At 70.0% G+C, this 17,505-nt stretch carries 15 protein-coding genes; 11 read left to right on the top strand and 4 right to left on the bottom strand.

Annotation, left to right across the window (positions count from 1 at the left end; genetic code table 11):
• The first annotated feature begins 603 nt into the window (after positions 1-603).
• The 6 genes from DK368_RS17885 to DK368_RS17910 all read left to right on the top strand — a co-directional run bounded on the left by DK368_RS17885 (position 604) and on the right by DK368_RS17910 (position 8,101).
• On the top strand, positions 604-903 hold the full coding sequence (locus tag DK368_RS17885) for a DUF1244 domain-containing protein (protein WP_114395347.1): 300 nt from the start codon (positions 604-606) through the stop codon (positions 901-903).
• Between the two features lie 144 nt (positions 904-1,047).
• Positions 1,048-1,311: a DUF2312 domain-containing protein gene (locus tag DK368_RS17890; protein ID WP_114395348.1), complete on the top strand. Its 264-nt coding sequence runs from the start codon at positions 1,048-1,050 to the stop codon at positions 1,309-1,311.
• Positions 1,312-1,601: 290 nt separating this feature from the next.
• A complete protein-coding gene (locus DK368_RS17895) occupies positions 1,602-3,056 on the top strand; it encodes a TrkH family potassium uptake protein (RefSeq protein WP_114395349.1) in 1,455 nt (484 codons plus the stop codon).
• Between the two features lie 145 nt (positions 3,057-3,201).
• Positions 3,202-5,013, top strand: a complete 1,812-nt coding sequence (locus DK368_RS17900; RefSeq protein ID WP_114395350.1) for an acyl-CoA dehydrogenase family protein — start codon at positions 3,202-3,204, stop codon at positions 5,011-5,013.
• Positions 5,014-5,128: 115 nt separating this feature from the next.
• Positions 5,129-6,157 carry an aromatic ring-hydroxylating oxygenase subunit alpha gene (locus tag DK368_RS17905; RefSeq protein ID WP_240002557.1) on the top strand — a complete coding sequence of 343 codons (1,029 nt, stop codon included), beginning with the start codon at positions 5,129-5,131 and terminating at the stop codon, positions 6,155-6,157.
• Positions 6,158-6,283: 126 nt separating this feature from the next.
• Complete coding sequence (locus tag DK368_RS17910; RefSeq protein ID WP_114395352.1) at positions 6,284-8,101, top strand: M3 family oligoendopeptidase; 1,818 nt, start codon at positions 6,284-6,286, stop codon at positions 8,099-8,101.
• 298 nt (positions 8,102-8,399) lie between these two features.
• On the opposite strand, the gene ettA is transcribed toward DK368_RS17910, so the two are convergent.
• Together ettA and DK368_RS17920 are read right to left on the bottom strand one after the other, a co-directional pair.
• Complete coding sequence (ettA, locus tag DK368_RS17915) at positions 8,400-10,079, bottom strand: energy-dependent translational throttle protein EttA (protein ID WP_114395353.1); 1,680 nt, start codon at positions 10,077-10,079, stop codon at positions 8,400-8,402.
• Positions 10,080-10,241: 162 nt separating this feature from the next.
• The gene (locus DK368_RS17920) at positions 10,242-10,694 is read right to left on the bottom strand and encodes a nucleoside deaminase (protein ID WP_114395431.1); all 453 of its coding nucleotides are present in this window, start codon (positions 10,692-10,694) and stop codon (positions 10,242-10,244) included.
• Between the two features lie 206 nt (positions 10,695-10,900).
• Here DK368_RS17920 and DK368_RS17925 point away from each other — a divergent pair, with 206 nt between their 5' ends.
• From DK368_RS17925 to DK368_RS17945, 5 genes are all read left to right on the top strand, one after another.
• Positions 10,901-11,242, top strand: a complete 342-nt coding sequence (locus tag DK368_RS17925) for a dodecin family protein (RefSeq protein WP_162306088.1) — start codon at positions 10,901-10,903, stop codon at positions 11,240-11,242.
• 84 nt (positions 11,243-11,326) lie between these two features.
• Complete coding sequence (locus DK368_RS17930; protein ID WP_114395432.1) at positions 11,327-11,851, top strand: pyridoxamine 5'-phosphate oxidase family protein; 525 nt, start codon at positions 11,327-11,329, stop codon at positions 11,849-11,851.
• Positions 11,852-11,952: 101 nt separating this feature from the next.
• Complete coding sequence (locus DK368_RS22370; protein WP_205028287.1) at positions 11,953-13,437, top strand: pseudouridine synthase; 1,485 nt, start codon at positions 11,953-11,955, stop codon at positions 13,435-13,437.
• Complete coding sequence (gene rsmD, locus DK368_RS17940) at positions 13,418-13,975, top strand: 16S rRNA (guanine(966)-N(2))-methyltransferase RsmD (protein ID WP_114395355.1); 558 nt, start codon at positions 13,418-13,420, stop codon at positions 13,973-13,975. Before DK368_RS22370 ends, rsmD begins: the two co-directional genes overlap by 20 nt.
• A 110-nt stretch (positions 13,976-14,085) precedes the next feature.
• The gene (locus DK368_RS17945; protein ID WP_114395356.1) at positions 14,086-14,550 is read left to right on the top strand and encodes a hypothetical protein; all 465 of its coding nucleotides are present in this window, start codon (positions 14,086-14,088) and stop codon (positions 14,548-14,550) included.
• Between the two features lie 103 nt (positions 14,551-14,653).
• Here DK368_RS17945 and DK368_RS17950 read toward each other — a convergent pair whose 3' ends face one another.
• Complete coding sequence (locus tag DK368_RS17950) at positions 14,654-15,175, bottom strand: hypothetical protein (RefSeq protein ID WP_114395357.1); 522 nt, start codon at positions 15,173-15,175, stop codon at positions 14,654-14,656.
• A 398-nt stretch (positions 15,176-15,573) separates the two neighbouring features.
• A complete protein-coding gene (gene mutL / locus DK368_RS17955) occupies positions 15,574-17,445 on the bottom strand; it encodes a DNA mismatch repair endonuclease MutL (RefSeq protein ID WP_114395358.1) in 1,872 nt (623 codons plus the stop codon).
• Between the last annotated feature and the right edge of the window lie 60 nt (positions 17,446-17,505).

The raw sequence follows: 17,505 nt of genomic DNA on the forward strand, positions 1-17,505 counted from the left end.
TCTCTCCGGCCTCAACCCGCGCCAACGCAGCCAACTTCTCCTCTAAACTACGTCGCTTGCCCATCAGCCCTCTCCTCTCAAGAGAACTGTAGCTTTTCCAGATGTCCCAGTTTAGGGGGGCAGTCCAAAGACGACAAAGGCGACCTTAAGGCGACATCCGGCATCCCGCATGTCGCCTGCCATGATCTTGATATTTATAGGACTTAAAACCTTAAGGTGACAAAGGCGACGTCAACCGCATCCGCGCGGCACCTGTCGCGTTAAGGCGCCATTCTGGTCTGTTTTACCCTGTCCAAGAACCGTCTCCCGATAAGGGGGACGGCTCAGGGAAGCATGAATTAGGATTATTGTCCATTGCGGGCGCTGACTGACGTCTGCCGGGACGGGCGGAGCGGCACGGGGTGACCGGCGGCGGGATCGGTCCGCCCCCGAGCAGGCCTTGCCAAAGGGGCGGGCGCGATGCCATCTCTGGGCCAAGGATCCTGGGGCAGGCCGCCGGAGGGGACCGCCGGGGCCGACAGGGACCGGCGGTGATCCGCCCCCCGCCATGCCCCCACCTCCGGCCATCCCACTCGCCCCCCCCAGTCAGGAAGGAACACCGCCATGGACGAGCAGACCCGCATCGAACTGGAAGCCGCCGCCTTCCGCCGGCTGGTCCAGCATCTGCGCGAACGCACCGACGTGCAGAACATCGATCTGATGAATCTGGCCGGCTTCTGCCGCAACTGCCTGTCGAAATGGTACAGGGCCGCCGCCGAGGAGAAGGGGCTGGACCTGTCCTACGACACGGCCCGTGAGATCGTCTACGGCATGCCCTACGAGGAGTGGAAGGCCAAGCATCAGACCGAGGCCAGCGCCGAGCAGAAGGCCGCCTTCGCCAAAAGCTCGGCCGCGGCGCACTGACCCCGCCCCGGTCAGCGGGGCGGCTCCCCCTGCCGGAAGGGCATTCTCCGTCGGGCAGGGTCCCACGCCGGTCACTTGCGTGGCGGGAGCGGTCTGGGTATGGTCCCGGCCTTTCCCGCGACCATCATCCCAAAGAGGCACCCCATGTCTGATGCGGCGCAGACGAACGACGTCGGCGGCATTGCAGCGGAACGGCTCCGTTCCTTCATCGAGCGCATCGAGCGCCTGGAGGAGGAGAAGAAGGGCATCCAGGACGACATCAAGGACATCTTCGCCGAGGCCAAGGGCACCGGCTTCGACGTCAAGATCATCCGCCAGATCATCCGCCTGCGGAAAATGGAGAAGGATGACCGGCAGGAGCAGGATGCGCTGCTGGAACTGTACAAGGCCGCACTCGGCATGGAGTGATGCGGACCGACGGTGCGGCCGCCCGTGCGATGGCGGCCGCACCGCACCCCCGGTAGGGCCTCCACACGGAATGCGCTCAATCAGGGGGCCTGTCAGGCCCGCCCGCCTCCCGGCGGGATGGCGGCGCCGTGAAAAAATACGACCTTTGCGCGCAGGTGCGCCGCAGCGCCCCCTTGCCACCAAAGGCTGGCCCGATATAGGACAGGGGGAGAGTACGGACCGCAGGGTCCGCGCCCGTCGCCGGACGGGACCCGCCGCCGGCCCTTGCCGGCCCTTGCCGCCGGAGCACCATGTCCTTTCTGGACGTCCGTCCCATCTTCTATGTCATCGGCAGTCTGCTGGTCGTGCTGGCGGCAGCCATGCTGGCGCCGATGCTGGTCGATCTGGCGGCCGGCCAGCGTGACTGGCAGGTCTTCGCCGTGTCGGCAGCGCTGTCGCTGTTCTTCGGCGTGCTGCTGATGCTGACCAACCGCACCTCCGGCATCAGCCTTAATCTGCGGCAGACCTTCGTGCTGACCACCTTCGCCTGGATCGTGGTCTGCCTGTTCTCGTCGCTGCCCTTCATGCTGTCCGAGCGCAAGCTGGGGTTCGCCGATGGCTTTTTCGAGGCCATGTCGGGCCTGACCACGACGGGGGCCAGCGTGTTCTCATCGGTGGTGGACCTGCCGCCGGGCCTGCTGCTGTGGCGGGCCCTGCTGGTCTGGCTGGGCGGCATCGGCATTGTCGGCATGGGCATCGTCATCCTGCCGTTCCTGCGGGTCGGCGGCATGCAGCTGTTCCGGTCGGAATCCTCGGACAAGTCGGACAAGGTGGTCCCCCGCGCCGCCGATCTGGCGCTGGGATTCGGCTGGGTCTATCTGGCCCTCACCATCTTCTGCACCATCGGCTTCACGCTGGCCGGCATGTCCCTGTTCGACGCCATCTGCCATGCCATGGCGGCACTGGGCACCGGCGGCTTCTCCACCCAGGACACATCGCTGGCCGCCTATGACAGCGCCGCCGTGGACTGGGTGGCCATCCTGTTCATGTTCCTGGGATCGCTGCCCTTCGTGCGCTTCATCTCGCTGGTGCGCGGCGACGCCGCCGCCCTGTGGCGGGACAGCCAGGTGCGCAACTACACCCTGTTCTGCGTGGTGGTGTCGGTGGGGCTGGCCGTCTACGTCGCCGGCAGCGGCAGCATGGGACTGGGCACAGCCCTGCGGCACAGCTTCTTCAACTGCATCTCGCTGATCACCACGACCGGCTTCGCCTCCACCGACTATACGCTGTGGGGGCCGGGGCCGGTGGCCCTGTTCTTCATCCTGACCCTGGTGGGCGGCTGCACCGGCTCCACCTCGGGCGGCATCAAGATGTTCCGGTTCGAGATCCTGTGGCTGGCGCTGCGCACCCAGGTCCACCGGCTGTTCAGCCCGCACCGCATGCTGCCGCTGGCCTATAACGGCAAGCCGGTGGATGCCGATGTCATCATCTCGGTCATGGGCTTCACCTTCGTCTATCTGTTGTTGCTGCTGCTGATCGCGGTGGGGCTGGGCCTGACCGGGCTGGATCTCGTCACGGCCCTGTCCGGGTCCGCCGCCGCCCTGGGCAATGTGGGGCCGGGTCTGGGCCACATCATCGGCCCCGTGGGCAACTACGCCCCCCTGCAGGACGAGGCCAAATGGCTGCTGTCCCTGGCCATGCTGCTGGGCCGGCTGGAACTGTTCACGGTGCTGGTGCTGTTGAGCCCCAATTTCTGGCGCAGCTGATCCCCGGCGGGTCCGTCGCTCGCGCCTTTCCCCCCGTTTGATCCCGGCGACGCGCCGGCACAGGGCACCATCCCCCCTCGACGGCACCGGTGCGACCGACTACCTTCATCCCCGCATAAAACAAACATCCTGGGGAGGATGACCCATGAGCCGCATGGACCCGCGCGAGATCGGATTCCTGCTGGATACGCTGCTGGACCTGGACGGGCTGCTGCAACGCCCGCGCTTCCGCCATCTGGACCGCGCCGCCATCGACCAGGTGCTGGAGACCGCCGCCACCCTGGCCGACGAGAAATTCGGCCCCCATTATCACGAGGCCGACCACCACGAACCCGAGCGCGGACCCGACGGCACGGTGGTGCTGCTGCCGGCGGTGAAGGCGGCGGTGCAGGCCTTCGCCGAGGCCGGCTTCCTGGCCGCCCACCATGACGAGGAGCGGGGCGGCCTGCAGATGCCCTGGACCGTGGTGCAGGCAGCCTTCACCTTCTTCCAGACCGCCAACATCGCCACCGCCGCCTATCCGTTCCTGACCATCGGCGCCGCCAACCTCATCGCCGCCTTCGGCGACGAGGCGCAGAAGCAGCGTTTCCTGGCGCCGATGCTGACCGGGCGCTTCTTCGGCACCATGGCCCTGTCGGAGCCGCAGGCCGGGTCGAGCCTGGCCGACATCCGCACCATGGCCGTGCCCAACGACGATGGCAGCTACAGCATCACCGGCACCAAGCAGTGGATCAGCGCCGGCGAGCATGAGCTGGGCGAGAACATCGTCCATATGGTGCTGGCCAAGATCAAGGGCGCCCCGGCCGGGGTGAAGGGCATCAGCCTGTTCATCGTGCCCCGTTACCGTGTGGCCGCGGATGGCAACCTGGTTCAGGACAATCGGGCCGGCGACAACGATGTGCGGCTGGTCAGCCTGCTGCACAAGATGGGCTATCGCGGCACCACCAGCACAATCCTGGCCTTCGGCGAGCAGGGGCGCTGCCAGGGCTTCCTGGTCGGCCAGCCCCATCACGGGCTGGCCTACATGTTCCAGATGATGAACGAGGCCCGCATCGGCGTCGGCCTGGGGGCGGCGGCGCTGGGCTATGCCGGCTACCGCTATTCCGCCGACTATGCCCGCACCCGTCCGCAGGGGCGCCGGCCCGACGCCAAGGACCCGGCCAGCCCCATGGTCCCCATCATCGAGCACAGCGATGTGCGCCGCATGCTGCTGCAACAGAAGGCCGCCAGCGAAGGGGCTCTGGCCCTCTGTCTCCATTGCGCCCGGCTGGTGGATGAGCAGCACACCACCGACGACCCGGCGGCGCGGCGGCGGGCCGGGCTGCTGCTGGACGTGCTGACGCCCATCGCCAAATCCTGGCCGTCGGAGCACTGCCTGGAGGCCAACAAATGGGCCATCCAGATCCTGGGCGGCTATGGCTATACCCGCGATTATCCGGTGGAGCAGTATTACCGCGACAACCGGCTGAACCCCATCCATGAGGGCACCTACGGCATCCAGGCCGCCGACCTGTTGGGCCGCAAGGTGTTCCTGGAGAACGGGGCGGCCCTGGAGCTGCTGGGGCAGGAGATCGGCGCCACCATCGACGCGGCCATGCGGGACACCGCCCTGGCCGGAGCCGCCGCCGATCTGGCCGCGGCCCTGCGCCGGGTGGCGGAGACCACCGCCGTGCTGGGCCGGGAACGGGCCGCCGGCCGCATCGCCGAAAGCCTGGCCAACGCCACCGCCTATCTGGAACTGGTGGGGCACACGGTGCTGGCCTGGATCTGGCTGCGCCAGGCCCTGGCGGCGCGCGCGCTGCTGGCGGCCGGACGGGGCGAGCCGGACCACCTCAACGGCAAGCTGGCGGCCTGCCGCTACTTCTATGCCTGGGAACTGCCGAAGACGGAGGCGCAGGCCAGGCTGCTGCAAAGCCTGGACCTGACCACGCTGGAGACGCCGCCGCGCTGGCTGTGACGGCGGGTATGGCCGTATGCGGGCGGTCCGGCGCCCGCATACGCTGCATGCGCCTCTTATCCTGGGGGCCGGAAGTGGTAAGGTGCCGGCCTTCCCCCCTGCCGGAGTGCGCCCCGTGTCCGCCGACTTCCTGCTGAAGGACATCTGGTACTTCGCCCTGCCGTCCGCCCGACTGGCCCGCGGCGCCATGCAGGCCAAGACCCTGTTGGGCGAGCCGGTGCTGTTCGGCCGCGGCGATGACGGCGCCGTGTTCGCGCTGCGCGACATCTGCCCCCATCGCGGCATCCCGCTGTCCTGCGGGCGTTTCGACGGGAAGGAGGTGGAGTGCTGCTATCACGGCTGGCGCTTCAATGCCGAAGGCACCTGCACCGAGATCCCCTCGCTGGTGCCGGGGCAGGCTTTCGACGTCTCCCGCATCAGGGTGCGGCGCTATCCCGTGCGCGAGGCCAGCGGCAACATCTGGATCTGGATGGGCGAAAGCGAGCCGGACCAGGAGCCGCCCGCCATCCCGGAGATGGAGGGGAAGGCGCCGAACCTGACGCTGGCCATGGAATTCCCCTGCTTCCTGGACCATGCCGTGGTCGGGCTGATGGACCCGGCCCACGGCCCCTTCGTGCATCAGAGCTGGTTCTGGCGCAGCCGCAAGAGCATCCATGAGAAGGCCAAGGCGTTCGGCCCCGCCCCCTTCGGCTTTGCCATGAAGCGGCACACGCCCAGCCGCAACAGCGGCGCCTACAAGATCCTGGGCGGCGCGCCGGAAACCGAGATCAGCTTCCGCCTGCCCGGCATCCGCATCGAGCATATCCGCAACGGCCGGCACACCGTGGTCAACCTGACCACCGTGACCCCGCTGGACGCCACCCGCACCGAGGTCACCAACAGCCTTTACTGGACCATGGGCTGGGCCGATCTGCTGAAACCCCTGTTCCGCCCTATCGCCAGACGCTTCCTGGGCCAGGACCGCGACGTGGTGGTGCAGCAGCAGCAGGGCCTGAAGCACAATCCCCCGCTGATGCTGATCAAGGACGCCGACACCATGGCCCGCTGGTACTACCAGCTGAAGAACGAGATGCAGCGCAGCCGGGACGAGGGGCGGCCGTTCGAGAACCCGGTCAAGGACACGGTGCTGCGCTGGCGCAGCTGAGGCCGGCCCGGCGGCCGGGCATCGGGACGGTGGAGATTTCCCGGCCGGCCGGGACCGCCCTTTGAAGCCCGGCCCGCGGCGCGCTATATCCAGGTCTCCCTTTCCGCTTGCGCACGGACGACCGCGATGCCCGATATCCACGCCTCCCCCCAGTCCCCGGGCCAGCCCCTGGGCGACATGCCGAGCTGGGACCTGTCGGACCTGTATCCCGGCCCGGACAGCCCGGCGCTGACGGCCGATCTGACGGCGGTGGAGCGGGAGGCGCGGGCCTTCGCCGTGGCCTATGAGGGCCGGCTGGCCAGCCTGTCCGGCAGCGAGCTGGCCGTTGCCGTCGCCGCCTATGAGCGGCTGGACGAGGTGCTGACCAAGATCATGAGCTATGCCGGCCTGCTCTATGCCGGCAATATGAGCGACCCCGCCAATGGCCGCTTTTACCAGGCCATGAGCGAGAAGGTCACCGCCATCAGCGTGCATCTGCTGTTCTTCCAGCTGGAGATCAACCGGCTGGAGGATGCCGACCTGCTGGCCAAGCTGGGCGACCCGCGGCTGGTCCGCTATGCCGCCTGGCTGCGCGATGTGCGCGTGTTCCGGCCGCACCAGCTGTCGGACGAGGTGGAGAAGCTGCTGCATGAGAAATATGTGGCCGGCCGCGCCGCCTGGACCCGGCTGTTCGACGAGCATCTGGCCGGCCTGCGCTTCCCCGTGCGCGAGCGCGCGCTGACCAGCGCCGAGGCGCTGAACCTGCTGTCCGATCCGGACCGCAGCCTGCGCAAGGACGCGGCCCTGGCCCTGGGCAGCGTGCTGGGCGCCCAGGAGCGCCTGTTCGCCCACATCATGAACACGCTGGTCAAGGACAAGGAGATCGAGGACCGCTGGCGCCGCTATGCCCAGCCCTGGTCGTCGCGCAACCTGGGCAACCAGGTGGAGGACGAGGTGGTGGACGCCCTGTCCGCCGCCGTGCAGCGCGCCTATCCCCGCCTGTCCCACCGCTATTACGCGCTGAAGGCCCGCTGGTTCGGCCAGGACAAGCTGGAATACTGGGACCGCAACGCCCCCCTGCCGGGCGATGACGACCGCATCATCCCCTGGCAGCGCGCCAAGGAGATGGTGCTGGCCGCCTATGGCCGCTTCAGCCCGGAAATGGCCAGCATCGGCCGCGAATTCTTCGAGCATCCCTGGATCGACGTGCCGCCGCGGGCCGGCAAGAACCCCGGCGCCTTCGCCCATCCGGTGGTGCCCAGCGCGCATCCCTATCTGCTGCTGAACTATATGGGCCGCACGCGCGATGTCATGACCCTGGCCCATGAGCTGGGCCACGGGGTCCACCAGTATCTCTGCCGCGCCCAGGGCCATCTGCAGTCGGCCACGCCGCTGACCCTGGCCGAGACGGCCAGCGTGTTCGGCGAGATGCTGACCTTCCGCAGCCTGCTGGCCGAAACCACCGAGCCGAAGGCGCGCAAGGCCCTGCTGGCCGGCAAGGTGGAGGACATGCTGAACACGGTGGTGCGCCAGATCGCCTTCTACGAGTTCGAGCGCCGTGTCCATACCGAACGGCGCGCGGGCGAGCTGTCGCCCGAACGGCTGGGCGAGATCTGGCTGGCGGTGCAGACCGAGAGCCTGGGGCCGGCCTTCCACTTCGATGCGAGCTACCGGCCCTACTGGACCTATATCGGCCACTTCATCCACAGCCCCTTCTATGTCTATGCCTACGCCTTCGGGGACTGTCTGGTGAACAGCCTGTACGCGGCCTATGAGGATGCCGCCGCCCGCGGCGAGGGCGCGGCCTTCGCGGCCACGTACATGGCCATGCTGGCCAAGGCCGGGACCCTGCACCACCGGGAGCTGCTGGCCCCCTTCGGCCTGAACCTCAAGGACCCCGCCTTCTGGGACCGGGGCCTGTCCATGCTGTCCGGCTTCATCGACGAGCTGGAGGCGCTGGGCTGAAACGGCGGCGGGCAGGCCGCAGGAAGGGGGCCTAAAGGACGACGGCTCTCCTTCAGATCAGCGTCGTCCCCGCGCAGGCGGGGACCCAGGGGCGCGCATCGTGCCTGTCCCCCTGGATCCTCCGCCTGCGCGGAGGATGACGCGGGCGAAGACGGGAAAGGATGGCGTCGCGTCGAAGCGTGGCAGCGGCGGGGCAGGCCGCGGGCAGGAAAAAGGGCCGCTCCCCGGGGGGGCGGCCCTGTTCCATTCACGCCGGGATGGTGCTCCCGGCGGCATCCCGCCGGGAGCGCACGGCCGGTCAGCTGCGGACCAGCGGCTTGTACTTGATACGGTGGGGCTGGTCGGCCTCGGCGCCCAGGCGGCGCTTCTTGTCGACTTCGTAGTCGGCGTAGTTGCCCTCGAACCAGACCACCTGGCTGTCGCCCTCGAAGGCCAGGATGTGGGTGGCCAGACGGTCCAGGAACCAGCGGTCGTGCGAGATGACCACGGCGCAGCCGGGGAAGCTGGTCAGCGCCTCTTCCAGGGCGCGCAGGGTTTCCACGTCCAGATCGTTGGTCGGTTCGTCGAGCAGCAGGACGTTGGCGCCGGACTTCAGCATCTTGGCCAGATGCACGCGGTTGCGCTCACCGCCCGAAAGCTGGCCGACCTTCTTCTGCTGGTCGGGACCGCGGAAGTTGAAGGCCGAGACATAGGCACGGCTCGGCATGGACTTCTTGCCCAGCTCGATCACGTCCAGACCGCCGGAGATCTCCTCCCACACGGTCTTCTTGTCCTCCAGCGCGTCGCGGCTCTGGTCGACATAGCCCAGCTGCACGGTCTCACCGACCTTGAAGGTGCCGCCGTCGGGCTGCTCCTGGCCGGTGATCATGCGGAACAGGGTGGTCTTGCCGGCGCCGTTGGGGCCGATGATGCCGACGATGCCGCCCGGCGGCAGCCGGAAGGACAGATCGTCGATCAGCAGCCGGTCGCCGAAGCCCTTGCGCAGATTCTCGGCCTCGATGACCAGATTGCCCAGGCGCGGCGGCGTCGGGATGACGATGCGCGTCTCGCCGATGGCTTCCTTCTGGTTGGCCGAGGCCAGCAATTCCTCGTAGGCCTGGATGCGGGCCTTGGACTTGGCCTGGCGCGCCTTGGGGCTGGCGCGCACCCATTCCAGCTCCTGGGCCAGCTGCTTCTGCTTGGCGCCCTCTTCCCGGCTTTCCTGCTCCAGCCGCTTCTGCTTCTGCTCCAGCCAGGAGGAGTAGTTGCCCTCGTAGGGGATGCCCGATCCGCGGTCCAGTTCCAGGATCCAGCCGGTGACGGCGTCCAGGAAGTAACGGTCGTGGGTGACCATCACGACGGTACCGGGATAATCGGCCAGGAAGCGCTGCAGCCAGGCCACGCTCTCGGCGTCGAGATGGTTGGTCGGCTCGTCCAGCAGCAGCATGTCGGGCTTGGACAGCAGCAGCTTGCACAGCGCCACGCGGCGCTTCTCGCCGCCCGACAGCTTGGACACCTCGGCCTCGCCCGGCGGGCAGCGCAGCGCGTCCATGGCGATCTCGACCGTGCGGTCCAGCTCCCAGGCATTGGCGGCGTCGATCTTCTCCTGCAGGTCGGCCTGTTCGGCCAGCAGGCTGTCGAAATCGGCGTCGGGGTCCGCCATGAGGTTCGACACCTCGTTGAAGCGGTCCAGCACGGCCTTGGTCTCGGCCACGCCTTCCATGACATTGTCCCAGACATTCTTGTCCGGGTTCAGCTGCGGCTCCTGCGGCAGATAGCCGACCTTGACGCCGTCGGCGGCCCAGGCCTCGCCGTTGTAATCCTTGTCCAGCCCGGCCATGATCTTCAGCAGGGTGGACTTACCGGCGCCGTTGACACCCAGAACGCCGATCTTGGCTCCCGGATAGAAGGAGAGCCAGATGTTCTCGAAGACCTTCTTCCCACCGGGATAGACCTTCGTCACACCCTTCATCACATAGACGTACTGATAGCTGGCCATCCCGCCGAATTCCCTGGATTGGTCGCCGGGAACCCGGTCCGCGGCTGGCCGCCGCCGGGTTCCACTGTCGCTCGATGTCGCAGATGGTCCCTCTCATACCCGATTTGCCCGTTCCGCCCAACCCCCGATAAAGAGCGGTGGCCCAGACACCTGCCGATCCCGCTAACGCCGGTCGCGGAAGAAGGCGCGCAGCTGGTCGGCTGCCCGCCGCTCCTGCAGGCCGCCATAGACGTCGGGCGCGTGGTGGCAGGTGGGCTGCTGGAAGAAGCGCGGCCCGTGCTCGACCCCGCCGCCCTTGGGATCATAGGCGCCGAAATAGACGCGCCGCAGCCGGGCGAAGCTGATGGCGGCGGCACAGAGGGCGCAGGGCTCCAGCGTCACATAGAGGTCCAGGCCCGGCAGGCGCGGTTCGCCCAGGGCGGCGCAGGCCTGGCGGATGGCCAGCACCTCGGCATGGGCCGTGGGATCGGCCAGCTCCTCCGTGCGGTTGCCGGCGGCGGCGATGATGCGGCCGTCGGCGGGATCGACGATGACAGCCCCCACCGGCACCTCGCCGCGGGCGGCGGCGGCGGCGGCCTCGGCGAAGGCGCGCTCCAGCGGGGGCATCGCAGACATGGCCATCACGGACGGAAACGGATCGGGACTGGTCATGGTGCGCGGAGGCTGCGCCGGTCCCCCCATCGCGTCAAGCCCTGCCGCTTTCGCGCGGACCATGCCGGGCGACGCTTCATGCCATGGTTGGGTCCGCCCTGCCGCCGCCGCACCGGCCCGCCCATGGCCGGCCGCCGGCAGGACCCGCCCGGACCCCGTCGGAGCCGCCGATGCCGCCCTTTCCCCAGCCCCCCGCCGGTGACCGCACGGAGGCAGGGAGCGACCGTCCCCCGGCCAATGACAGCCGTCCCCCGGCCGGCGACTACCGCACGCTGGACCTGATGGCGACCTCGGCCAGCAGCCTGCCCGACGCCATCGAGGCGGCGCTGACCCGGGCCGCCGGCCTGGTCGGTCCGGTGGACTGGTTCGAGCTGCGCGACCTGCGCGGCACGGTGGAGGACGGCCATGTGGGCCGCTGGCAGGTGGGGGTGCGCATCGGCTACCGCGAGGCCCCCGCGCCGGCTCCGGCGGGGCGGAACCCGCCGCTGCCATGGCCTGTTGAGGGGGAGTGACCGCGGCGGCGTCGATCCGGTTCAGGACGATGAGGGTTGAGGACGATGGCCGCGCGGCGGACGACCCCGCAGAAGGAGACCCGCATGGCGGCCCCGCATCCGGCCCGATCCCCCGCCGACGACACCCCCGAAGCCGCCAAGCTGTGGGCGATGATCCGCGGCATCGACGTGGCGATGATGACCACGCTGGATGGCGACCAGCTGCGCTCCCGCCCCATGTGGTGCCTGCAGGACCGCTTCGACGGCCGGCTTTACTTCTTCACCCGCCGTTCGGCCCACAAGGTGGAGGAGGTGGAGCGCGACAGCCATGTGGGCCTGTCCTTCGCCCGGCCGGACAAGCAGGATTATGTCTCCGTTTCCGGCCGCGGCCGGGTTCTGATCGACCCGCAGCTGATCCGGGAGATGTGGCGGGAGCCGATGCGGACCTGGTTCCCCAAGGGTCTGGACGATCCCGATCTGGCCCTGCTGGCGGTGGAGGTGGAGGCGGCGGAGTACTGGGACAGCCCGTCGTCCGCCATGGTGCATCTGTATGGCTACGCCAAGGCGGCCCTGACCGGCCAGCCGCCCCACCCCGGTGAGAACCGCAAGCTGGATTTCGATCGGGCCTGATCGGTCCGGGACCGGCCGGCCGGCATTTCGCGCCGACGCACCGCCCTGCCCTGCGCCGGGTGCCTTGCGCCGGCGGCGGGGGCCGCGTAATGTCCGGCCCCATGTCCCAGGACAAGATCGATCCCCTAGACCCGGGGGCCGGCGATGACGCCGCCGCCGGGACCGATGCCGAGTCCGGTGAGCGCATTGCCAAGCGCCTCGCCCGGGCCGGTGTGTGTTCCCGCCGCGATGCCGAGCGCTGGATCGCCGAAGGCCGCGTCTCGGTCAACGGACGCCGGCTGGACAGCCCGGCGGTGCTGGTCCGCCCCGGCGACCGCATCAGCGTGGACGGCACGGCGATCCCGGAGCCGGAGCCGACGCGCGTCTGGCGCTATCACAAGCCCGCCGGGCTGGTGACCACGGCCCGCGACGAGAAGGGCCGTCCGACGGTGTTCGAGCGTCTGCCCCCCGATCTGCCGCGGGTGGTGTCGGTGGGGCGGCTGGACCTCAGCTCCGAAGGGTTGCTGCTGCTGACCAATGACGGGGCGCTGGCCCGGCATCTGGAGCTGCCCAGCAATGCCTGGCTGCGGCGGTACCGTGTGCGTGTCCATGGTGTCCCGACGGCGGAGCAGCTGCACCGGCTGGCCGACGGCATCTTCATCGACGGGGTGGAGTACGGCCCCATCGAGGCCGAGCTGGACCGCAGCATCGGCGCCAATTCCTGGCTGACCGTGGGCCTGCGCGAGGGCAAGAACCGCGAGGTGCGCCGGGTGATGGAGCATCTGGGGCTGCCGGTCAGCCGTCTGATCCGCATCGCCTATGGCCCGTTCCAGCTGGGCAAGCTGGACCGCGGCGGCGTGGAGGAGATCCCCCGCCGGGTGCTGCGCGACCAGTTGCCCGCCTTCTTCCCCAAGGACGAGCCGCGCTCCCCCGCCCCCGCCGGGGGCGGGCCGCGTCTGCGCTATGACCGGCTGCCCAAGGCGCTGGCCGCCGCCGCTCCCAGTTCGGCCACCAAGGGGGCCGCCGGCAAGGAGACCAGGGAGCCCAAGCCGGCGGCCCCGTCCGCCCGCACGGCTCGGCTGACGGCGGAGAGACTGCTGGATGGCGGCGCGCGGCGCGGCACGGACCGCCGGCCACAGCGCCCGGCGGCCGCGCCTCCGGTGACGGAGCAGCCGGCAGCACCGCCACGGGGCCGCAAACCCCTGACCCCGGCGCAGGCCCGGGCCGAGGCCCTGGCCCGCAGCATGGATGCCGCGCTGGACCGGCTGGGCCGCGATGGCGACGCGGATGAACAGGGCGGGAAGCGGTCCCCGTCCAAGCGGCCGCGCCCCGCCGGCGGCCTGAAACAGGCGGCCCCGAAAGGCCCGGAGGCGAAACGGGCCGGAACGAAGCGCACCGGTCCCAAGGCGACTGGCGCCAAGGCCGCCGGCCCCCAGACGGCTGGCCCGAAACGCGAGGCCCGGACGACGGATGCGCCGGCCGGCGCCGGACGCAAGCCGGGCGGCAGGACGGCGCGTCCCGGCAGCAGCACGTCCCGGGGTGGACCGGGCCAGGGGGCGTCAGCGGGTGGTCCGCGCGGAGGCAAGGGTGCGGATCGTCGGCGGTAAGCATCGCGGCCGGCGGATCGAGGCGCCGAGCGGACGCGATGTCCGCCCCACCTCCGACCGGACGCGCGAAAGCCTGTTCAACATCCTGGCCCATGCCGACTGGGGCGTGGCGCTTGAAGGGGCCGTGGTGCTGGACGCCTTCTGCGGCACCGGCGCCCTGGCGCTGGAGGCGCTGTCGCGCGGCGCGGCCCGGGCCCTGTTCCTGGACCGTGCCCGGCCATCCCTGGACATGGCGCGGCGCAACGCCGACCTGTTGGGGGAGACGGCCGCCTGCCGCTTCGTGCTGGGCGACGCGGTGAAGCCGCCGCCGGCCCCCACCGCCGCCGATCTGGCCTTCCTCGACCCGCCCTATGCCCAGGATCTGGCGCCGCCGGCCCTGAGCGGGCTGAATGCCGCGGGCTGGCTGGCCGCCGGCGGGCTGGCCTGTGTGGAGGTGGGCGACCGCGACCCCTTCACCCCGCCGCCGGGCTTCACCCTGCTGGATGAGCGGCGCTACAGCCAGGCTAGGCTGCTGTTCCTGCGCGCCGGCGCTGCCTAGCCCGGACCGCCCGCCGGGATGGTTTCATCCGCCCTTTCCCGTATCGCGGGAAGTGCTAGGCTTTCCCTACCCAAATGGGTGTTTCCCGTCAAAAGGACAGGAGAGCCAGCATGACCACGATTTCCGGCGGCGGCACCATGGCCGCCAGCCAGACTCTCGGATCGTCCGCATTGTCAGGCCGTTCGGGCGGTGACCGTGCAACCATCGCCGCCGGCATCGCCCAGGCGGAGGCGCGTATCGATCTGCTGCGCAAGGAACAGGACCAGCTGGAGATCCAGGCGCGCAGGGCCCTCAAACCCGACGAGAAGGCCGCCGCGGACACCAGACTGGCCAAGAAGAAGAAAGAGCTGGTGGAGGAACAGAAGCGCCTCGAACAGTTGCATCTGGCGCTGAAGCAGGCCGGCGGCGATGGCGCCGATGAAGGCCGTGCCGCCCTGACACGCCTGGATCTCGACGGGCTGACCGCCCAGCGGCAGGAGGAAAACCAGCAGCGGCGTCTGGCCCAAGGCCTGCCAACCGCTGCCGCCGCACCGACGGCAGGCTATAGCCGCATCACGCTGAACATGAAGGTCTGAGCCGCTAATTGCCGAAGGGGACAGGTCCGTAACCACCGGCTCCCTTGCCCCATGTCCGCCCGGATGAGCGCCGGGACGGGCACAGGGACGGGTGCCGGGACTCTCAGCCGGGCGTGTCGGTGTTGCCGGTGGCGGTGCGGGCCGGGTCGGCCGTGGCGGGCTCGGCGCAGATGGCGCTGACCTTGACCCAGCCGCCATATTCGGTGGCCGGCGCCCCCTCGGTTCCGGCCAGCATGCGGTTGCGGATCAGCCAATGGTCGCCCCGATCCTCCGCCACCGTGTCGAACCCGGACACGGCGGCGGGCGCCTGGGTCATGCCATAGGTCACCGGCGTGGCATAGGCCCGCGGCTCCAGGCCGGCGGCACAGCTGGGCTTGGGCACCTGCGTGTTGGGCTTCACCCAGTCCAGGACCCGGTAAAAATTGGCCGACGGGCGCTCATCGATGGACCCGTCCAGCACGGCCGTGCGCTCGGTGGCCGGGTCCAGCGGCGCCATCAGCGCCTCCTGCGTCGGTGCCGGCCCGTTCAGCAAAACAGCCTGCCGGTCCCCTGCCTGTTGGGCCGTGGCGGTCAGGGGCAGCCCGGCGGCCAGCGCCAGCCCGGCCAGAAGCATCATCTTGGTCATGGGAACGCCTTTCGTGACTGGTCGCGCGTTTCCTGTGCCAACGGCACCAAGCCGGACGGGTTCCCCGGTTCCCAGGCCGGCCACGACAATGCCCAGAAGGCGCCACGATGCGGGCCGCCGGCACCCGCGGCAGGCAGGCACCCAGGGGGAACGGCGGTTTGGTCCGCTTCCCCTGGATCCTCCGCCTTCGCGGAGGATGACGCGGGAGGGGGCGGAGGATGACGCGGGAAGGGCCGGAGGGAGACGCGGGAGGGGCCGGAGGATGACGCGGACAAAGAACGAAAGGTGAGGCCGGAAACGCTGCGGAGACGGCGCGGCAAAGGGACGGGCGCGGCAACCAATGCCGGGCCGCAGTAGCCGGGCCGCAGTAGCCGGGCCGCGGGCGTGGGGCGCGCGTCCTAGCGGCGGCCGAACAGGCGCTCGATGTCGGCCAGCTTCAGCTCCACATAGGTGGGGCGGCCGTGGTTGCACTGGCCGCTGTGGGGCGTGGCTTCCATCTGGCGCAAGAGGGCGTTCATCTCGTCAACATTCATCGGCCGGCCGGCGCGGACCGAGCCGTGGCAGGCCATGCGGCTGCAGATGGCCTCCAGCTTCTCCTTCAGGGCCAGGGCGTCGCCCAGTTCCGCCAGCTCGTCGGCGATGTCCTGCACCAGCCCGCGGATATCGGCGCGCGCGCCCAGCAGGGCCGGCACCTCGCGCACGACGACGGCGCCCTCGCCGAAGGGTTCCAGCGCCAGCCCCAGCTCGGCCAGCTCGTCGGAGCGGTCGGCCACGCGGGCGGCGTCGGCCGGGTCCATCTCCACCACCTCCGGGATCAGCAGCACCTGCCGCTTGACCGTGCCGCCCAGCAACTCGTCCTTGACCCGCTCATAGACCAGCCGCTCATGGGCGGCGTGCTGATCGACGATGACAATGCCGTCCGCGGTCTGGGCCACGATGTAGGTGGTGTGCAGCTGCGCCCGCGCCGCGCCCAGGGGGAACTGCGGCGGCGGCCCGGCTTCCGGCGCCATGGCGAGGGCCGGCACCTCCTCGGCCCGGGCGGCCGGGGTGAAGCCGGCGGCGGGGGAAGACGCGGTCAGGGCGGGCATCGGCCCGGGCATGGCCGGGCCGAGGGGGGCCTGGAAGACCAGCGCGGCCTCGGCCAGATGGCGCGGCGGGGGCTCAGGCGCACGCGGCTGCCAGAGGAGCCCCGTCTGCGGCGCGGCGGGGGCGATCCGCGGCGTCAGGCTGGCCAGCGTGTCCTGGGCCACGGTGGTGCTGGCCCGGTGCCCGGCGGCGGCAAGCGCATGGCGCAGGGCGCCGACGATGAGGCCGCGCACCAGCGCCTGGTCGCGGAACCGCACCTCGGTCTTGGCCGGATGGACATTGACGTCCACCTCCACCGGGTCGATGTCCAGGAACAGGGCCAGCACCGGATGCCGGTCGCGGGCCAGGAAATCGGCATAGGCGCCGCGCACGGCCCCCACCATCAGCCGGTCCTTGACCGGGCGGCCATTGACGAACAGGTACTGTCCCGCTGCCGTGGCCTTGTTGTAGGTGGGCAGGCCGATATGGCCGGTCAGGCGCACCCCCGCCCGTTCCGCCGCCACCGGAATGGCGTTGTCCTGGAACTCCCGCCCCAGCAGGGCGCCCAGGCGGGCCAGCCGCGCATCGAGAAGATCACCGTTGCAGGCCGACAGGCGCAGTGGCGAACGCCCCTCGTCGGTGACGGTGAAGGCCACGCCGGGATGGGCCATGGCCAGCCGCTCCACCACATCGCGGGCGTGCTCGGTCTCGGTGCGGCTGCTTTTCAGGAACTTCAGCCGGGCCGGGGTGGCATAGAACAGGTCGCGCACCTCCACCCGCGTGCCCGGCCCGCCGGCCGCCGGCGCCACTGGCGCCTTGGCCCCGCCCTCCACCGTGATGGCCGAGGCATGGTCGGCCTCGCGCGGGCGGCTGGTGATGGTCAGACGGCTGACGGCGCCGATGCTGGGCAGCGCCTCGCCGCGGAAGCCCAGGCTGCGGATATGGGTCAGGTCGTCATCGGGCAGCTTGCTGGTGGCGTGGCGCTCCACCGCCAGCTCCAGCTGTTCCGGCACCATGCCGCAGCCATCATCGGCCACACAGAGCAGGGCCTTGCCGCCATCGCGCAGGGTCACGTCGATACGGGTGGCCCCGGCATCCAGCGCGTTCTCCACCAGCTCCTTCACGGCGGCGGCCGGCCGCTCCACCACCTCGCCGGCGGCGATCTGGTTGACCAGGGTATCGGGAAGGCGGCGGATCGTGGGCATAGCCCCTATCTAGCAAGGAATGGGGGCGTATTCCAGATGGGGACGCAAGGGATTGTGGAG

Source organism: Oleisolibacter albus (genome assembly GCF_003336875.1).
Lineage (GTDB): Bacteria > Pseudomonadota > Alphaproteobacteria > Azospirillales > Azospirillaceae > Niveispirillum > Niveispirillum album.

Coding starts and splice junctions, on each gene's coding strand:
- DK368_RS17945 (WP_114395356.1), top strand. CDS start 14,086: ATGACCACGATTTCCGGCGGCGGCACCATGGCCGCCAGCCAGACTCTC.
- DK368_RS17885 (WP_114395347.1), top strand. CDS start 604: ATGGACGAGCAGACCCGCATCGAACTGGAAGCCGCCGCCTTCCGCCGG.
- DK368_RS17950 (WP_114395357.1), bottom strand. CDS start 15,175: ATGACCAAGATGATGCTTCTGGCCGGGCTGGCGCTGGCCGCCGGGCTG.
- DK368_RS17900 (WP_114395350.1), top strand. CDS start 3,202: ATGAGCCGCATGGACCCGCGCGAGATCGGATTCCTGCTGGATACGCTG.
- mutL (WP_114395358.1), bottom strand. CDS start 17,445: ATGCCCACGATCCGCCGCCTTCCCGATACCCTGGTCAACCAGATCGCC.
- DK368_RS17930 (WP_114395432.1), top strand. CDS start 11,327: ATGGCGGCCCCGCATCCGGCCCGATCCCCCGCCGACGACACCCCCGAA.
- DK368_RS17920 (WP_114395431.1), bottom strand. CDS start 10,694: ATGTCTGCGATGCCCCCGCTGGAGCGCGCCTTCGCCGAGGCCGCCGCC.
- ettA (WP_114395353.1), bottom strand. CDS start 10,079: ATGGCCAGCTATCAGTACGTCTATGTGATGAAGGGTGTGACGAAGGTC.
- DK368_RS17910 (WP_114395352.1), top strand. CDS start 6,284: ATGCCCGATATCCACGCCTCCCCCCAGTCCCCGGGCCAGCCCCTGGGC.
- DK368_RS17895 (WP_114395349.1), top strand. CDS start 1,602: ATGTCCTTTCTGGACGTCCGTCCCATCTTCTATGTCATCGGCAGTCTG.
- DK368_RS17925 (WP_162306088.1), top strand. CDS start 10,901: ATGCCGCCCTTTCCCCAGCCCCCCGCCGGTGACCGCACGGAGGCAGGG.
- DK368_RS22370 (WP_205028287.1), top strand. CDS start 11,953: ATGTCCCAGGACAAGATCGATCCCCTAGACCCGGGGGCCGGCGATGAC.
- DK368_RS17890 (WP_114395348.1), top strand. CDS start 1,048: ATGTCTGATGCGGCGCAGACGAACGACGTCGGCGGCATTGCAGCGGAA.